Source organism: Microbacterium kribbense (assembly GCF_039537285.1).
Lineage (GTDB): Bacteria > Actinomycetota > Actinomycetes > Actinomycetales > Microbacteriaceae > Microbacterium > Microbacterium kribbense.
This window is the reverse complement of the sequence record NZ_BAABAF010000003.1, coordinates 22954-38455: the sequence shown is the minus strand read 5'-3', so window position 1 is coordinate 38455 and position 15502 is coordinate 22954. Positions and strand designations below refer to the sequence as shown.

Annotated in this window: 18 protein-coding genes; 14 read left to right on the top strand and 4 right to left on the bottom strand. The window is 71.2% G+C overall.

The annotated features are described in order from the left end of the window. The first annotated feature begins 72 nt into the window (after positions 1-72). The 4 genes from miaB to dapF all read left to right on the top strand — a co-directional run bounded on the left by miaB (position 73) and on the right by dapF (position 4181). Positions 73-1617 (top strand): tRNA (N6-isopentenyl adenosine(37)-C2)-methylthiotransferase MiaB, encoded by a 1545-nt coding sequence (gene miaB, locus ABD705_RS04725; protein WP_344781078.1) that lies wholly within the window; start codon positions 73-75, stop codon positions 1615-1617. Between the two features lie 38 nt (positions 1618-1655). Next, positions 1656-2603 (top strand): tRNA (adenosine(37)-N6)-dimethylallyltransferase MiaA, encoded by a 948-nt coding sequence (miaA, locus tag ABD705_RS04720; RefSeq protein WP_344781514.1) that lies wholly within the window; start codon positions 1656-1658, stop codon positions 2601-2603. A gap of 69 nt (positions 2604-2672) precedes the next feature. Then, the gene (locus ABD705_RS04715; protein ID WP_344781076.1) at positions 2673-3233 is read left to right on the top strand and encodes a dihydrofolate reductase family protein; all 561 of its coding nucleotides are present in this window, start codon (positions 2673-2675) and stop codon (positions 3231-3233) included. Between the two features lie 84 nt (positions 3234-3317). Further along, complete coding sequence (gene dapF, locus ABD705_RS04710; protein WP_344781074.1) at positions 3318-4181, top strand: diaminopimelate epimerase; 864 nt, start codon at positions 3318-3320, stop codon at positions 4179-4181. 30 nt (positions 4182-4211) lie between these two features. Here the strand turns inward: dapF and ABD705_RS04705 are convergent, their stop codons facing one another. Next, on the bottom strand, positions 4212-4853 hold the full coding sequence (locus tag ABD705_RS04705; RefSeq protein ID WP_344781072.1) for a class I SAM-dependent methyltransferase: 642 nt from the start codon (positions 4851-4853) through the stop codon (positions 4212-4214). 52 nt (positions 4854-4905) lie between these two features. Between ABD705_RS04705 and hflX the strand changes: the two genes are divergently transcribed. Further along, positions 4906-6453 carry a GTPase HflX gene (hflX, locus tag ABD705_RS04700; RefSeq protein ID WP_344781070.1) on the top strand — a complete coding sequence of 516 codons (1548 nt, stop codon included), beginning with the start codon at positions 4906-4908 and terminating at the stop codon, positions 6451-6453. On the opposite strand, the gene ABD705_RS04695 is transcribed toward hflX, so the two are convergent. Together ABD705_RS04695 and lexA are read right to left on the bottom strand one after the other, a co-directional pair. Continuing rightward, positions 6416-8311 carry an alpha/beta hydrolase family protein gene (locus ABD705_RS04695; protein WP_344781068.1) on the bottom strand — a complete coding sequence of 632 codons (1896 nt, stop codon included), beginning with the start codon at positions 8309-8311 and terminating at the stop codon, positions 6416-6418. The genes hflX and ABD705_RS04695 overlap by 38 nt on opposite strands. A 44-nt stretch (positions 8312-8355) precedes the next feature. Next, positions 8356-9054, bottom strand: coding sequence for a transcriptional repressor LexA (gene lexA, locus ABD705_RS04690; RefSeq protein ID WP_344781066.1), 699 nt, complete (start codon positions 9052-9054; stop codon positions 8356-8358). Positions 9055-9319: 265 nt separating this feature from the next. Here lexA and ABD705_RS04685 point away from each other — a divergent pair, with 265 nt between their 5' ends. The 6 genes from ABD705_RS04685 to ABD705_RS04660 are packed head-to-tail and all read left to right on the top strand — an operon-like array spanning position 9320 to position 13568. Further along, positions 9320-9679: a LysM peptidoglycan-binding domain-containing protein gene (locus tag ABD705_RS04685; RefSeq protein ID WP_344781065.1), complete on the top strand. Its 360-nt coding sequence runs from the start codon at positions 9320-9322 to the stop codon at positions 9677-9679. Positions 9680-9698: 19 nt separating this feature from the next. After that, positions 9699-10793 (top strand): histidinol-phosphate transaminase, encoded by a 1095-nt coding sequence (locus ABD705_RS04680; RefSeq protein WP_344781064.1) that lies wholly within the window; start codon positions 9699-9701, stop codon positions 10791-10793. Then, positions 10790-11401, top strand: a complete 612-nt coding sequence (gene hisB, locus ABD705_RS04675; RefSeq protein ID WP_344781062.1) for an imidazoleglycerol-phosphate dehydratase HisB — start codon at positions 10790-10792, stop codon at positions 11399-11401. Before ABD705_RS04680 ends, hisB begins: the two co-directional genes overlap by 4 nt. Next, on the top strand, positions 11398-12063 hold the full coding sequence (gene hisH, locus ABD705_RS04670; RefSeq protein WP_344781061.1) for an imidazole glycerol phosphate synthase subunit HisH: 666 nt from the start codon (positions 11398-11400) through the stop codon (positions 12061-12063). Before hisB ends, hisH begins: the two co-directional genes overlap by 4 nt. Further along, complete coding sequence (priA, locus tag ABD705_RS04665) at positions 12053-12802, top strand: bifunctional 1-(5-phosphoribosyl)-5-((5-phosphoribosylamino)methylideneamino)imidazole-4-carboxamide isomerase/phosphoribosylanthranilate isomerase PriA (protein ID WP_344781060.1); 750 nt, start codon at positions 12053-12055, stop codon at positions 12800-12802. The genes hisH and priA overlap by 11 nt, the downstream gene beginning before the upstream one ends. Further along, complete coding sequence (locus ABD705_RS04660; protein ID WP_344781059.1) at positions 12786-13568, top strand: SseB family protein; 783 nt, start codon at positions 12786-12788, stop codon at positions 13566-13568. Before priA ends, ABD705_RS04660 begins: the two co-directional genes overlap by 17 nt. Before the next feature lie 10 nt (positions 13569-13578). On the opposite strand, the gene ABD705_RS04655 is transcribed toward ABD705_RS04660, so the two are convergent. Continuing rightward, positions 13579-13974 carry a DUF1844 domain-containing protein gene (locus ABD705_RS04655; RefSeq protein ID WP_344781058.1) on the bottom strand — a complete coding sequence of 132 codons (396 nt, stop codon included), beginning with the start codon at positions 13972-13974 and terminating at the stop codon, positions 13579-13581. Positions 13975-14172: 198 nt separating this feature from the next. On the opposite strand from ABD705_RS04655, the gene infC reads away from it, so the two are divergent. The 3 genes from infC to rplT all read left to right on the top strand — a co-directional run bounded on the left by infC (position 14173) and on the right by rplT (position 15485). Then, on the top strand, positions 14173-14814 hold the full coding sequence (infC, locus tag ABD705_RS04650) for a translation initiation factor IF-3 (protein ID WP_344781056.1): 642 nt from the start codon (positions 14173-14175) through the stop codon (positions 14812-14814). A 68-nt stretch (positions 14815-14882) separates the two neighbouring features. Continuing rightward, positions 14883-15077, top strand: coding sequence for a 50S ribosomal protein L35 (gene rpmI / locus ABD705_RS04645; protein WP_344781054.1), 195 nt, complete (start codon positions 14883-14885; stop codon positions 15075-15077). 27 nt (positions 15078-15104) lie between these two features. After that, positions 15105-15485 (top strand): 50S ribosomal protein L20, encoded by a 381-nt coding sequence (rplT, locus tag ABD705_RS04640; RefSeq protein WP_344781052.1) that lies wholly within the window; start codon positions 15105-15107, stop codon positions 15483-15485. Positions 15486-15502: the final 17 nt, after the last annotated feature.

The window sequence follows — 15502 nt, the reverse complement described above, 5'->3', positions numbered from 1 at the left end:
GGCTCGCCGGCCGATCGCCGAGGCACGGCATCCGACCCGCCGCCGGCCGGCGGATCGTAGAATGTGACAATCATGTCTTCCCCATCTTCTGCGCCGACCCTGATCGCACCGTCTCCTGCTGCACGGGACGCGGACGGGCGCGCACGCACGTATGAAGTGCGCACGTTCGGCTGTCAGATGAACGTGCACGATTCCGAGCGGCTGGCGGGGTCGCTCGAGAGCGCCGGATACGTCCGCGCCGCCGAGGACGCGGACCCCGACGTGATCGTGATCAACACGTGCGCCGTCCGCGACAACGCGGCCGGCAAGCTGTACGGCACGCTGGGGTACCTGAAGAGCCGCAAGGACAAGCACGACGGCATGCAGATCGCCGTCGGCGGGTGCCTGGCCCAGATGGACAAGCAGGCCGTGCTGGACAAGGCCCCCTGGGTCGACGTGGTCTTCGGCACGCACAACATGGGCTCGCTGCCGAGCCTGCTCGAGCGCGCCCGACACAACGGCGAGGCGGAGCTGGAGATCCTCGAGTCGCTCGAGGTGTTCCCCTCGACGCTGCCGACCAAGCGGGAGAGCACCTACAGCGGCTGGGTGTCGATCTCGGTGGGCTGCAACAATACCTGCACGTTCTGCATCGTGCCGAGCCTGCGCGGCAAGGAGAAGGACCGTCGTCCCGGCGACATCCTCAGCGAGATGCGGCTGCTCGTGGATGACGGCGCCGTCGAGGTCACCCTGCTCGGCCAGAACGTGAACTCCTACGGCGTCGAGTTCGGCGACCGGCAGGCGTTCGCGGGGCTGCTGCGCGCGGCCGGGCAGATCGAGGGGCTGGAGCGCGTGCGGTTCACCAGTCCGCATCCGGCCGCCTTCACCGACGACGTCATCGACGCGATGGCCGAGACCCCCAACGTGATGCACCAGCTGCACATGCCGCTGCAGTCCGGCAGCGACCGGGTGCTGCGCGCGATGCGCCGCTCGTACCGCAGCGCGCGCTTCCTCGGCATCCTGGACCGGGTGCGCGCGAAGATGCCGGATGCGGCCATCACGACCGACGTCATCGTGGGCTTCCCCGGCGAGACCGAAGAGGACTTCCAAGACACCCTGCGCGTGGTCGAGCAGGCGCGGTTCGCCAGCGCCTTCACGTTCCAGTACTCGATCCGCGAGGGCACGCCCGCCGCGACGATGCCCGACCAGGTGCCCAAAGAGGTGGTGCAGGAGCGCTATGACCGCCTGCTGGCCCTGCAGGACCGGATCAGCCTGGAGGAGAACGAGAAGCAGGTCGGCCGCAAGGTCGAGGTGCTGGTCTCCACCGGTGAGGGCAAGAAGGATGCCGCCACGCACCGCCTCACCGGCCGCGCCCGCGATAACCGGCTCGTGCACTTCGAGCTTCCGGCCGGCTCGCCGCGGCCGCGCCCGGGCGACATGGTCACCGTCGTGATCACGCACGCGGCACCGTTCCACCTTCTCGCCGACTCGCCCGACGGCGCGCCGTTGCAGATCCGACGCACCCGCGCCGGCGACGCATGGGACCGCGACCAGGCCGCCTCGTGCGCCGCACCCGCCCCGCGCACCGGCGGCGCGGTGTCGCTGGGTCTGCCGAGAATCGGCGTCCCGGCGGGTCATTGAGCGAGACCCCTTCGTCAGCGGCCCGCCCGGGCGGCGAAGTGCGGCCGGCGGGCTCTGCGCGCCCGCCGGCGCTGTGGGCCGTGGTCGGCGCCACCGGCACCGGCAAGACCGAGCTGTCGCTGAACCTGGCCCAGGCGCTGGTCGCCGCCGGTCGACCGGCCGAGATCGTCAACGCCGACGCGATGCAGCTGTATCGGGGGATGGACATCGGCACCGCCAAGCTGCCGCAGAGCCGGCGCCGCGGCGTCGCGCACCACCTGTTCGACGTGCTCGCGGTCACCGATGACGCCGCCGTCGCCTGGTATCAGGATTGCGCGCGCGCGGCGATCGCACAGATCCACGCGCGCGGTGCCGACGCGATCCTCGTCGGCGGCTCCGGACTGTATGTGTCCGGCGTCCTCTACGACTTCCGCTTCCCGCCGCGCGACGATGCGGTGCGAGCAGAGCTCGAGGCCGAGCTCGACCGACACGGCCCGGCCGTGCTGTTCGCCCGGCTGCGCGAGACGGACCCCGCCACCGCGGCACGCATCGACCCCCGCAACGCGCGCCGCATCGTGCGCGCACTCGAGGTGCTCGCGCAGGGCCGGGCCACGCACGGCGCGGCATTGCCCGACGAGCCGGTGCTGTGGCATCCCCGTACCCGCGTCGTCGGCGTGCACGTCGACCGTGCCGAGCTCGTGACGCGGTTGGACGAGCGCGTCGAGCAGATGTGGCGGGACGGACTCCTCGACGAGGTGGAGCGGCTGCGCGAACAGGGCCTGGAGCGCGGGACGACCGCGCCGCGCGCGATCGGCTACGCGCAGGCGCTCGCGCAGCTGCGCGGCGACGAAAGCGAAGCCGAGGCGGTCGCCGAGACCCAGGCGCTGACCCGCCGCTATGCGCGCCGGCAGGTGTCGTGGTTCAAGCGATACCCGGGCATCGAGTGGGTCGCGCCGGGCGCGGATGCCGCTGCCGTGGCGGCCGGCCGGCCATCCGGCCGCCCGTGACCGGCCGCTCGTGACCGGTGACGCGCCGCAGGGAGGCGCGATGTCGACGGCACGGGCCATGATGACGTCATGACGACGATCTTCTACACGGCATCCAGCCTGGACGGGTTCATCGCGACGTCGCAGCACGGGCTGGACTGGCTGCTGCGCCGGGACGTCGATCCCGACGGGCCGATGGGGTACGCCGCATTCGCCCGGTCTGTCGGTGCGCTCGTGATGGGCGCCGCGACGTACGAGTGGCTGCTCGCCCACGACGCGGGGTGGGCATACGCGCAGCCCACCTGGGTGCTCACGCACCGGCCCCTGCCCGCACGGCCGGGTGCCGACGTGCGCGTCGCACACGGCGACGTGCGCGCCGTGCACGAGCAGATGACCGCGGCGGCCGGGGACCGTGATCTGTGGGTGGTCGGCGGGGGAGACGTCGCCAGGCAGTTCGCGGTGGCCGGGCTTCTGGACGAGATCTGGGTGCAGTTCGCCCCCGTGACGCTGGGCGCCGGCATCCCGTTCCTGCCGCTCGCACTGGAGCTGGCGCTGCTCCAGACGGCCCGCAATCGTGAGTTCCTGTGCGGTCGGTACCGTGTGGTCGGCGTGCCGGGCACGCCGGACCCAGTCGGTGCCGAGGACACGTGAGAGCATCGGCCCGCCGTGCGGTGCCCGCCGGCGTGCGGGCCGACCGGGGAAACGGCGGGAGTCCGCGACCCTAGGATGAAGGGGATGCCTACCTCACTCGCGTTCACCAAAGGCCACGGCACCGGCAACGACTTCGTCGTCGTGGCCGACGCAGACGGCGACCTGGCGCTCACCGACGATCAGGTGGCGGCCCTGTGCGACCGCCACTTCGGTGTCGGCGGCGACGGACTGCTGCGCGTCGTGCGCTCACGCGCCCTCGACGAGGGGCAGGATGCCGCAGCCGCCGGCGCCGAGTGGTTCATGGACTACCGCAACGCGGACGGCTCCGCCGCCGAGATGTGCGGCAACGGCATCCGAGTGTATCTGCACTATCTGCTCAGCACGGGGCTCGCACAGCTCGACGCCGCCGGCGCGATCGGCATCGGCACGCGCAACGGCGTGCTGCGCATGACCCGCAGCGACCTCGGCTACGAGGTCGACCTCGGCCCGTTCCGGGTCGACGACGGTGACGTGCTCGTCCGTGCACGCGGGCTGGATGTCGCGCGCCCCGGCCAGAACGTGGACGTGGGCAACCCGCATGTCGTGGTAGCCGTCTCGTCCGTCGCCGAACTGAGCGGGCTCGACCTGCACGTCGCGCCGATCCTCGACCCGCCGCCGTCGGCCGGCGCCAACGTCGAATTCGTAGTGCCCGCCGACCCGCTGGTGACCGACGGCGTCGGCGCGATCCGCATGCGCGTGTTCGAGCGCGGCGTGGGTGCGACGCTCAGCTGCGGCACGGGGGTTGCGGCATCCGCCCTCGCGGTGCGGGCGTGGGCCGGCCGCCAGGCCCCCGACCGCTGGATCGTCGATGTGCCGGGCGGGCGACTGGGCGTGCGCGTGCAGGACGGCCACGTCTTCCTGTCGGGGCCGGCCGCGCTCGTCTATTCAGGCACGATCACCCTCGCCTGACCGCGCGGCGACCCGGCTGGAGCAGGCCGGTCAGGGCAGCGTGATCGCTGCCGTGGCCGGCGTGCCGTGCCGGCGCACCTTCAGCACCCGGTAGCCGCGCCCGGTGGCCGCGCGATGCACCGAGTAGGTGTGGTCCAGCGTCGCCGACAGCCAGCGCTGCAGCGAGTCGGAGCCGAGGTTGCGCTGCACCACGAACCATCCGTCGCTGCTGGGATCCAGGCGCGGGATCCACCGCAGCAGCATGTCGTGCAGCTCGCTCTTGCCCACTCGGATCGGAGGATTGGAGCGGATGCTGCGGAACACGATGTCGCCGGGCACCTCGTCCGGGGTGACCGCCTGGATGTTGTCCAGGTCCAGCGCGGCGGCGTTGCGCCGCACCAGATCCAGCGCGCGCTGGTTCACGTCGACCGCCCACACCGTCGCGTGCGGCGACTGCATCGCGACCGTCAGCGCGATCGGACCCCACCCGCAGCCCAGGTCGAGGATGTTCCCGCCCGGTGGGGGCGGCGGCGTGTCGGCCAGAAGCACGTGGGTGCCGGCATCCATCCGATCCGGACTGAACACCCCACCGGCTGTGACGACCTCGACCTCACGGCCGGCCAGGACAACCCGGATGGTGCGCAGATTCTCTGCGCTGGCAGGGGACGCGGTGAAGTAATGATCGCTGTCCATGATTTTTGAGCGTAGCGGAGCCGGGCCCGCTGCGCGGGATAGAGTTTTATGAATGGATGCGACCACGCCCGAACCCGCAGGTCCTGCCGCTGTGGACCCGGTGGACAGGGTGCTCGCGAACGCGCAGTCCCACTCCGGAGTGCGGCTTTTCGGTGCAGCCCAGGCGCTGCAGGACGACGCCACCGCCACCGGCGCCGACACGGACGGCGAGCAGTGGGACCGCCAGGAGCGCGCCGCGCTGCGCCGGGTGGGCGGACTGTCCACCGAGCTGCAGGACGTCACCGAGGTCGAGTACCGGCAGCTGCGGTTGGAGAACGTCGTGCTCGTGGGCGTGCACCCGCAGGGCGCCACCGAAGACGCCGAGAACTCGCTGCGCGAGCTCGCCGCGCTCGCCGAGACGGCAGGAGCGGTCGTGCTCGACGGGCTGCTGCAGCGCCGCCCGCACCCCGACCCGGCGACCTACGTCGGCCGCGGCAAGGCGCAGGAGCTGCGCGACACGGTCGCCGCCCTCGGTGCCGACACCGTGATCGCCGACACCGAGCTCGCCCCGAGCCAGCGTCGTGCGCTGGAGGATGTCGTGAAGGTCAAGGTCATCGACCGGACCACCGTCATCCTCGACATCTTCAGCCAGCACGCCAAGAGCCGCGAGGGCAAGGCGCAGGTCGAGCTCGCCCAGCTCGAATACCTGCTGCCGCGGCTGCGCGGCTGGGGTGACTCGATGAGCCGGCAGGCCGGCGGCCAAGTCGGCGCCGGCGGGGCCGGCATGGGCTCGCGCGGCCCCGGTGAGACCAAGATCGAACTCGACCGCCGCCGCATCCGCACCCGGATGGCGCAGCTGCGCCGCCACATCAAGGAGTTCGGCCCGGCCCGCGAGTCCAAGCGCGCCGAGCGCAAGCGCCACTCGATCCCGTCGGTCGCGATCGCCGGCTACACCAACGCCGGCAAGTCGAGCCTGCTCAACCGCCTCACCAGCGCCGGCGTGCTGGTCGAGAACGCCCTGTTCGCGACGCTGGATGCCACGGTGCGGCGCAGCGAGGCCGCCGACGGGCGGGTCTACACGCTCACCGACACGGTCGGCTTCGTGCGCAACCTGCCGCACCAGCTGGTCGAGGCGTTCCGCTCCACGCTCGAAGAGGTCGCCGACGCCGACGTCATCGTGCACGTCGTCGACGCCGCTCATCCCGATCCGGCGGCGCAGCTGGCCACCGTGCGCGACGTGATCGGCGACGTCGGCGGGCGCGACATCCGCGAACTCGTCGTCTTCAACAAGGCCGACCTGGTCGACGACAACACCCGACTGGTGCTGCGGGGGCTGGAGCCGGCCGCGCTGTTCGTCTCCTCGCGCACGGGCGAGGGCATCGACGCGCTGCGCACCGCGATCGAGCGGGCGCTGCCGCTGCCGGCGGTGGAGATCACCGCGCTGGTGCCGTATGACCGCGGCGACCTCGTCTCGGCCGTGCACGAGAGCGGGATGCTGCTGACCGAGCGGCACGAGCCGGGCGGCACGCTGCTGCACGCCCACGTCGGACGCCATCTGGCCGCCCAGCTGGCGCCGTACGCGATCAGTCCAGATCAAGCGGCGCAACCCCGGCGGGACTGAACCCGAACACGGCGCCCAGGAAGGCCAGCTCCTTCTCCAGCGCGTCGGCGACGGTCTCGGCGCGCCGGAACCCGTGCGACTCACCCGGGTACAGCACGTATGCGTGCGGGATGTGCTGCGCAGCCAGGGCGTCGCGGATCGCCTCGGCCTGCGACGGCGGCACCACCGGGTCGTCGGCGCCCTGCAGCAGCAGCACCGGCACCCCGAACCGCTCGGGGTGCGACAGCGGCGACCGCTGCGCGTAGAGCTCCTCGGCCTCTGGCAGCGGTCCGATCAGCCCGTCCAGATAGCGGGCCTCGAAGTCGTGCGTCTCGGCCTGCAGCATGCGCGCGTCGCCGACCCCGTACCGCGAGATCCCGGCCGCGAACACGTCCGTGCCGGTCAGGGCGCCGAGCACCGTCCAGCCGCCGGCCGAGCCGCCCTCGATCGCCAGGCGTGCGGGGTCGGCCCGGCCCTCGGCGGCGAGGCCGGCCGCCGCGGCGGCGACGTCGTCGACGTCGACCACGCCCCACTGACCACGCAGCCGCTCGCGGTAGGCGCGCCCGTATCCGGTCGACCCGCCGTAGTTCACGTCGAGCACGCCGATGCCGCGGCTCGTGAAGAAGGCGGTCTTCGCCGCGGCCGCGGGGGCGGTGTGCGAGGTGGGCCCGCCGTGCACGAACACGACATAGGGAGGCAGCTCGCCGGCCGGGGCGGTGGTCTCGGGGCTCGTGGGCGGATAGTCGAACGCGTGCACCGGTCCGTGCGGCCCGGCGAAGGTCACCGCGCGCGGCCGCGGGGTCCACTCCGGGCCCCAGCCCGCCGCGTCGGCAGTCACCCGCTCGGCGTGGCCGGGCCGGTCCACGTCCACCAGCCACACCGCGGGCGGGCCGTCCAGGCCCGCCGCGGTCAGCAGCACGCGGGTGCCGCGGGCGTCTTCGATCGACACGTTCGCGGTCGCGTCCAGCGGCAGCGCGCGGTCCGAGCCGGTCGCCGGATCGAGCACGACGACCTGGTCGGCGCCGTTGGTGCGCACCGCGACGATGCGACCGTCGGCCAGCGGCTGGAACCAGCGGGTGCCCAGCACCCAGATCGGTCCGCCGGTGTCGGCGTCGGCCGGCGCCACGACGTGGGCGGCCGAGCCGAGCGCGACCCGCCACAGGTTCCACCGGCCGGTGGGGTCATCTGCATAGAGCAGCTCGTCGGCACCCACCCAGACCGGCTGCACGGCGGCGGTCTGGCCGCCCGCGATCGTGATGGCGTCGGCGACCGCCCCCGCGCCGAGCCGGCCCACCCGCAGCCGGGTGCGGTCCCACGGCATGTCGGGGTGATCCCAGGCGATCCAGGCCAGGCGCGTGCCGTCGGCCGACAGCGCCGGATGCGCGACGAAGTCGCTGCCAGCGGCCAGTGAGAGCACGGTGGACTCATCGCCCAGCACGATCTCGACGATGTCACGGGTCGGCACGGCGGCGCCGGTGTGCGTCTCGCGCACGGCGAGCAGCCGCCCCTGCTGCCAGCTCAGGCCGCCGTAGCGCTGTCCGGCGTCCGGGGGTGTCAGCCGGCGCGGGGCAGAGCCCACGGGCAGCTCCCACACGCACTGGTCGGTGCGCTCCACGAAGAACAGCCGGCCGTCGGGCGCGGCCGCCCACGCGCCGCCGCCGTACTCGTGCACGCGCGAGCCGACGTTCCAGGGTGCCGGCAGCAGCACGCCGCGGCGGCGCGAGAGCACCGTCATCCGCCCGCCCTCGGCGGGCACGGACTCACCCCACCAGATGTCGTCGCCGACGAACCGCGCGCCGTCGCGGCGCGGAGCGGCCGACGCGGCCACCGCAGCGGTGATCGGGGAGGGCCAGGTGCCGTAGCGAAGGGTCTGAGGCATGCCTCCACGCTAGCCGGTGGCCTGTGCCCCGTGGCCGCGGCGGATCAGACCGCGCGCAGCACTGCGACGAGCTTGCCCAGCACGACGGCGTCGTCGCCGAGGATCGGCTCGAACGCCGAGTTGCGCGGCAGCAGCCAGGTGTGCCCGTCGCGCTGGCGGAACGTCTTCACGGTCGCCTCGCCGTCGAGCATCGCGGCGACGATGTCGCCGTTCTCGGCGGTGGCCTGCGACCGGATGACGACCCAGTCGCCGTCGCAGATCGCGGCGTCGATCATCGACTCGCCCTGCACCTTCAGCATGAACAGCTCGCCCTTGCCCACCAGTTGACGGGGCAGGGGGAAGATCTCCTCGACCTGCTGCTCGGCCGTGATCGGCACGCCGGCGGCGATGTGCCCGACCAGCGGCACCAGCGCCGCGTCGCCGAGAGTGGGCGCCGAGTCGGCGGGGTTCTCGCCGGAGATGCCCGGCAGGTCGATCAGCACCTCCATGGCGCGCGTCTTGCCGGCATCGCGGCGCAGGTAGCCGCTCAGCTCGAGCTGGTTCAGCTGATGCGTGACGCTGGACAGGGACTTCAGCTGCACCGCATCGCCGATCTCGCGCATGCTCGGCGGATAGCCGTACCGCGCGATGGAGCGCTGGATGACCTCGAGGATCGCCATCTGCCGATCGCTCAGGCTCTTGCGCCGGCGGGTCCGACGCACCGCCGGCTCGGCCGCCGTGGACTCGTGCGTTGCCTCGCTCATGTCAGCTCCCTGTGTTCTGGCCCGGCCTGGTCGCCGGTGCAGCTTCTTCGAATGTCGGAGGTTGGTGATGGGGTGTCCCTATCGAAACGGTATCCGGTTGAAGACCGGATCGACGGCATCCGCCTCGCGTGTCGCCTTCGATCCGATTCGCACACGGAGACCTGTTGACAGTCTATACAATCGAAGCTAGATTCGGAATGAAGATTCGGATCGGGTGCTCCCGCCCGAGCGTCCGATCCGAATCTGTCCACACCCAGGAGGAGCCATGACCACCATCGCGATGGCATCGACAGCACGCACGACGACGCACCTGCGCCTGACGGTCCGCGGTCGACGGGTGCTGGCCGGTCTGGTGGCGCTGCCCCTTGCCGCCGCCATCTTCGTCGCCGTGCTCGGCGGCGGGTCGGCGCTGGCCTCGCGCGATGCGGGGGCGCCCTCCGGCAGCTTCTCGACCGTGACCGTCGTCGCTGGCGATTCGCTGTGGTCGATCGCGCAGCGCGTGGCACCGGGCGCCGACCCGCGCGACGTGGTGGACGCGATCGTGAGCCTGAACGCCCTCGAAGGTGCCGTGCTCGTCCCCGGCGAGAAGCTGGCGCTGCCCGTCGAGTACGCCCCGGCCGGCTGAGCCGCCGCAGCGCTCTACGATGGGAGGGGTGAGACCCCGGTTAGAAGACCTGCCCATCCGCGATGATCTGCGCGGCATGACTCCGTACGGCGCGCCGCAGGCGCCGCTGCCGGTCGCACTGAACGTCAACGAGAACACGCATCCGGTTCCCAAAGACGTCGCGGACGACATCCTGGACGCCGTGGCCATTGCGCTGCGCGACGTCAATCGCTATCCCGACCGCGAGTTCACACTGCTGCGCGAGGGCTTCGCCGACTACCTGGGGCACGGCCTGAGCGCCGACCAGATCTGGGCCGGCAACGGGTCGAATGAAGTGCTCCAGCACCTGCTGCAGGCCTTCGCCGGCCCGGGGCGGACGGTGTTCGGATTCGCACCGACCTACTCGATGTATCCGCTGCTGACCCGCAGCACCGGCGGCACCTGGGTCGCGGGGGAGCGGGGCGTGGACTTCACCCTGACCGCCGAGTCCGCGGCCGCCCAAGTGGCCGCGGCCCGGCCGGATGTCGTGATGCTGTGCGCACCGAACAACCCCACCGGCACCCCGCTGCCGATCGACGTCATCGAGGCCGTGTACGCGGCATCCGAGGGAATCGTGATCGTCGACGAGGCCTACTTCGAGTTCGCGCCGGCGGGTGAGCGCTCGGCGCTCACCCTGCTGCCCGGCCGCGAGCGGATGGTGGTCTCGCGCACGATGAGCAAGGCGTTCGCATTCGCCGGCGCCCGGGTCGGCTACCTCGCCGCCGACCCGGCCCTGATCGATGCACTGCGGCTGGTACGGCTGCCCTATCACCTCAGCGCACTCACGCAGGCCGCCGCATCCGCGGCACTGCGGCACGCGCCGACCATGCTGGCCGCCGTGGCCGACATCGTCGGCCAGCGTGATCGCATCTCGGCCACGCTGGCGGCGCTGGGCTACCGACCCTACGAGTCGTGGAGCAACTTCGTGCTGTTCTCCGGCGTCGAAGACCCCGCGGCGACGTGGCAGGCCCTGTACGAGCGCGGCGTGCTGATCCGCGACATCGGGCTGCCGCGCAGCCTGCGGGTCACCGCCGGCACGGAGGAGGAGACCAGCGCGTTCCTGGATGCCCTGGCCTCGCTAGACTCGGCATCATGACCACCGCCGGATCCCGCGTCGCGTCGCGCACCCGCACCACCAGCGAGTCGGCGGTCGAGCTCGAACTCGACCTGGACGGCACGGGCGTGGGACGGATCGACACCAGCGTCCCGTTCTTCGATCACCTGCTGACCGCATTCGCCAAGCACTCCCTGACCGACCTGACGGTGCGCGCCTCCGGTGACACCGACATCGACGTGCACCACACCGTCGAAGACATCTCCATCGTGCTCGGTCAGGCCATAGGCGCGGCGCTGGGCGACAAGAGCGGCATCTCCCGCTACGGCGACGCGCTGGTGCCGCTGGACGAGGCGCTCGCGCAGGCCGTCGTCGACATCAGCGGCCGCCCCTACCTGGTGCACGACGGCGAGCCGGCCGGGTTCGAGCTGCACCTGATCGGCGGCCACTTCACCGGGTCGCTGGTGCGCCACTCGTTCGAGGCGATCGCCTTCCATGCGGGGCTCACCACGCACGTGCGCGTGATCTCGGGTCGCGACCCGCACCACATCGCCGAGGCCGAGTTCAAGGCGTTCGCCCGGGCGTTCCGTCAGGCCAAGGCGTTCGACGCGCAGGTGGTCGGCATTCCCAGCACCAAGGGAGCGCTGTGACCGACAGGCCGCTGGTCGCGGTACTGGACTACGGGTCCGGCAATGTGCACTCGGCGGTCAAGGCGCTGGCCGCCGCCGGCGCCGACGCGCGGCTGACCGCCGACCGCGGCCTGGTGATGGATGCCGACGGCCTGGTGGTCCCCGGTGTCGGCGCGTTCGCCGCCGTCATGGGCGCGCTGCGCGCGAGCCGCGGCGACGAGCTGATCGACCGGCGCCTGGCCGGAGGCCGGGCGGTGCTGGGCATCTGCGTGGGCATGCAGATCTTGTTCGAGCGCGGGCTCGAGCGCGACGTCGACACCGAGGGGCTGGGCGAGTGGCCCGGTACGATCACCGAGCTGGATGCCCCGGTGCTGCCGCACATGGGCTGGAACACCGTGCAGCCCGACCCGAACAGCCGGCTGTTCGCAGGAATCGAAGCCGAGCGCTTCTACTTCGTGCATTCCTTCGCCGCCACCGCGTGGAACCTGGACGTGCACGAGCCGTTCGCCCCGGCGGCGCTGACCTGGTGCAGCTATGGCGGACCGTTCCTGGCGGCGGTGGAGAATGGGCCGCTGTCGGCGACCCAGTTCCACCCCGAGAAGTCGGGGGCGGCCGGCATCAGGCTGCTCGCCAATTGGATCGGCGGGCTCGGCGGGGCTAGTCTGGGACCTTGTGCCCAGTGAATTCGCAGCCACCCCCGACCTGATCCTGCTTCCCGCCGTCGATGTCGCCGACGGCAAGGCCGTGCGCCTCACCCAGGGCGTGGCCGGCAGCGAGACCGATTACGGCGATCCGGTGGATGCGGCCATGGAGTGGGTGCGTCAGGGTGCGACGTGGATCCACCTCGTCGACCTGGACGCCGCATTCGGGCGCGGCAACAACACCGCGACGCTGCGCAAGGTCATCAAACAGGCCCGCGGCGTGAACGTCGAGCTCTCTGGTGGCATCCGCGACGACGCGACGCTGGAGGCGGCGCTGGAGTCCGGCGCCACCCGCATCAACCTCGGCACGGCAGCGCTGGAGAACCCGGAGTGGGCGGCCAACGTGATCGGCCGCTACGGCGACGCGATCGCCGTCGGCCTCGACGTGCGCGGCACGACCCTGGCCGCACGCGGCTGGACCCGCGAGGGCGGCGACCTGTGGACGGTGCTGGACCGCCTGGAAGACGCCGGCTGCAGCCGCTACGTGGTCACCGACGTCACCAAGGACGGCACGCTGCGCGGACCGAACCTCGAGCTGCTGCGCGAGCTCGCCGAGCGCACCGACAAGCCCATCGTCGCCTCCGGCGGCGTGTCGAGCCTGGACGACATCAGCGCCCTGCGCGAGCTGGTGCCGCTGGGGGTGGAAGGTGCGATCGTCGGCAAGGCCCTGTATGCCGGCGCGTTCACGCTGGCAGAGGCGCTGGATGTCGCCCGAGAGTGATTCCTGCGGCCACGATGCGCACGCCGCCGACTCGGCCGGCGTGCCGTGGGCAGGCCGCAGCTTCCGGCCCAATCCGCACACCGGCGACGCAGGGGAGGCCGATCCGGCCCTGCTGGCCGCGCTGAACGCGTTCCACGACGGCACCGGCGACCAGGTCGCGATCATCGACGCCTACCGACGGGCTCGGCTGCTGATCCCGCTGGTCACGCACAAGGGCGAGGACGGCATCGGCCCGACCGGCCTGCACGTGGACAAGACCCACGAGCTGTCCATCGTCACCGTCGCCGCTCCCGACGGCCGCCGCGTGCTGCCGGTGTTCAGCTCGGTCCAGGCGGTGGGCAGCTGGGATGCCACGGCGCGCCCGGTGCCGGCCGACGGCATCCGCACGGCACTGGCCGCCGCCGACGACGACACCGATCTGATCGTGCTCGACCCCGGCTCGCCCACCGAATACGTGCTGCGCCGTCCGGCGGTATGGGCCATCGCGCAGCAGATCCCGTGGGAGCCCGGTCCGCAGAACCCCGACGTGTTCACGGCGCTGCAGGAGAGCGTGGCCCGGGAGCTGAGCGTGCTCGACCTGCAGGTGGCCTCCGGCGATCCGCAGGCGCGTCTGCGCGGACCCGAGCTGCTGGTGCGGCTGAGTCTGGTCGACGGGCTGGATCAGCCGACCCTGGACGCCCTGCTCGCGCGGCTCGCCAAGCGCTGGGCGGCCGACGACCGCATCGCCACGCTGGTCGACTCGCTCAGCGTCAAGCTCACCCGCTGACGCGGGCGCCTCACGAGACCGGGCCGGTCCACTTCTCGCCCGGACCCTTGCCGATCGGGTCGGGGACGACGGATGCCTCGCGGAAGGCGAGCTGCAGCGAACGCAGGCCGTCACGCAGGGAGCGGGCGTGCACGTCGCTGATCTCGGGGGCGCCGGCGGTGATCAACCCGGCCAGGGCATTGATGAGCTTGCGGCCCTCGTCAAGGTCCAGCTGGGTGCCCGGGTCGTCGGCCAGACCGACTTTGACGGCGGCAGCGCTCATCAGGTGCACCGCGGTGGTCGTGATCACTTCGACCGCAGGAACGTCCGCGATGTCGCGGGTGGCCGATTCGGCCCGGCGCTGCTGTTCCGCCCAGCGCTCCTGGCGCGCGGAGTCCTCGTCGAATGCATCCGGAATCGTGTTCACATCACTCTCTCTGCTAGACTTTGCAGGTTCCGGAGCAATCTTGCTTCGGACGGAAAGTGGATCACATCCCACCCGCGCTTGCCGTTCCAGGCTACCGGGTCATTGCACTCCGCCGCGTCGCGGCAGACAGGGTGCACAAGCCGGTGCCGGGCGCATCGTGCGGGTGGAGTGGATCGGCTCTCCGGTCACCATATCCGCATGAAAGAGGAGTTCCGCATCAGCGATCCCCGCACCAACGAGCGCATCCGTGTCAACGAGGTCCGGCTCGTCGGGCCCAACGGTGAGCAGGTCGGTGTCGTCGCCATCCAGGTGGCGCAGCGTCTTGCACAGGAGGCCGACCTCGACCTGGTCGAGGTCTCACCCAACTCGAAGCCGCCCGTGGTCAAGATCATGGACTACGGCAAGTACAAGTACGAAGCCGCACAGAAGGCCAAGGAAGCACGCCGCAACCAGGCCAACACGATCCTCAAAGAGGTTCGGTTCCGGCTGAAGATCGAGGCGCACGACTACACGACCAAGCTCAAGCGCGCCGAGGGCTTCCTCAAGACCGGCGACAAGGTCAAGGCGATGATCCTGTTCCGTGGCCGCGAGCAGTCCCGCCCTGAACTGGGTGTGCGTCTGCTCAAGCGCTTCGCGGAGGATGTCGCCGAGTTCGGCGACGTCGAGTCCAGCCCGCGCATCGACGGCCGCAACATGGTCATGGTGATCGCACCGCACAAGAACAAGTCCGAGGTCAAGACCGAGCAGAACGCTCAGCGCGCCGCCCACAAGCAGGCGGTCCGCGAAGCGCGCAGCACCGCAGGTGCATCGGCCTCGACCGCCGCGGAACACGCCGAATAGGCCCCACTCGCTCCCGCACCGCGGGCTGACCATTCCCGCCTCGCGGGATGCACAACGAAGGAAGAGAAATGCCGAAGCAGAAGACTCACTCGGGCGCCAAGAAGCGCTTCAAGGTCACCGGAAGCGGAAAGATCATGAAGCAGCAGTCCGGCATGCGCCACAACCTCGAGGTGAAGTCGAGCCGTCGCACCCGCCGGCTGAACACCGACGAGACCATCGCGCCGGCCGACATGAAGAACGTCAAGAAGCTTCTCGGCCGCTGACGACACGCAGATTAGGAACACAACGAAATGGCTAGAGTAAAGCGGGCCGTCAACGCCCACAAGAAGCGTCGCGTCATCCTGGAGCGGGCATCCGGCTACCGCGGGCAGCGTTCGCGCCTGTACCGCAAGGCCAAGGAGCAGGTCACCCACTCGCTGGTCTACGCGTACCGTGACCGCCGCAAGCGCAAGGGTGACTTCCGCCGCCTGTGGATCCAGCGCATCAACGCGGCCAGCCGTCAGAACGGCATGACCTACAACCGTCTGATGCAGGGTCTGCGTCTGGCCGAGATCCAGGTCGACCGGCGCATGCTCGCCGAATTGGCCGTCAGCGACGGGGCGGCATTCGCCGCGCTGGTCGCCGCCGCCAAGAAGGCGCTGCCCGAGAATGTGAACGCACCCCAGGCGTGAGCTGAACTTCTGCGGAA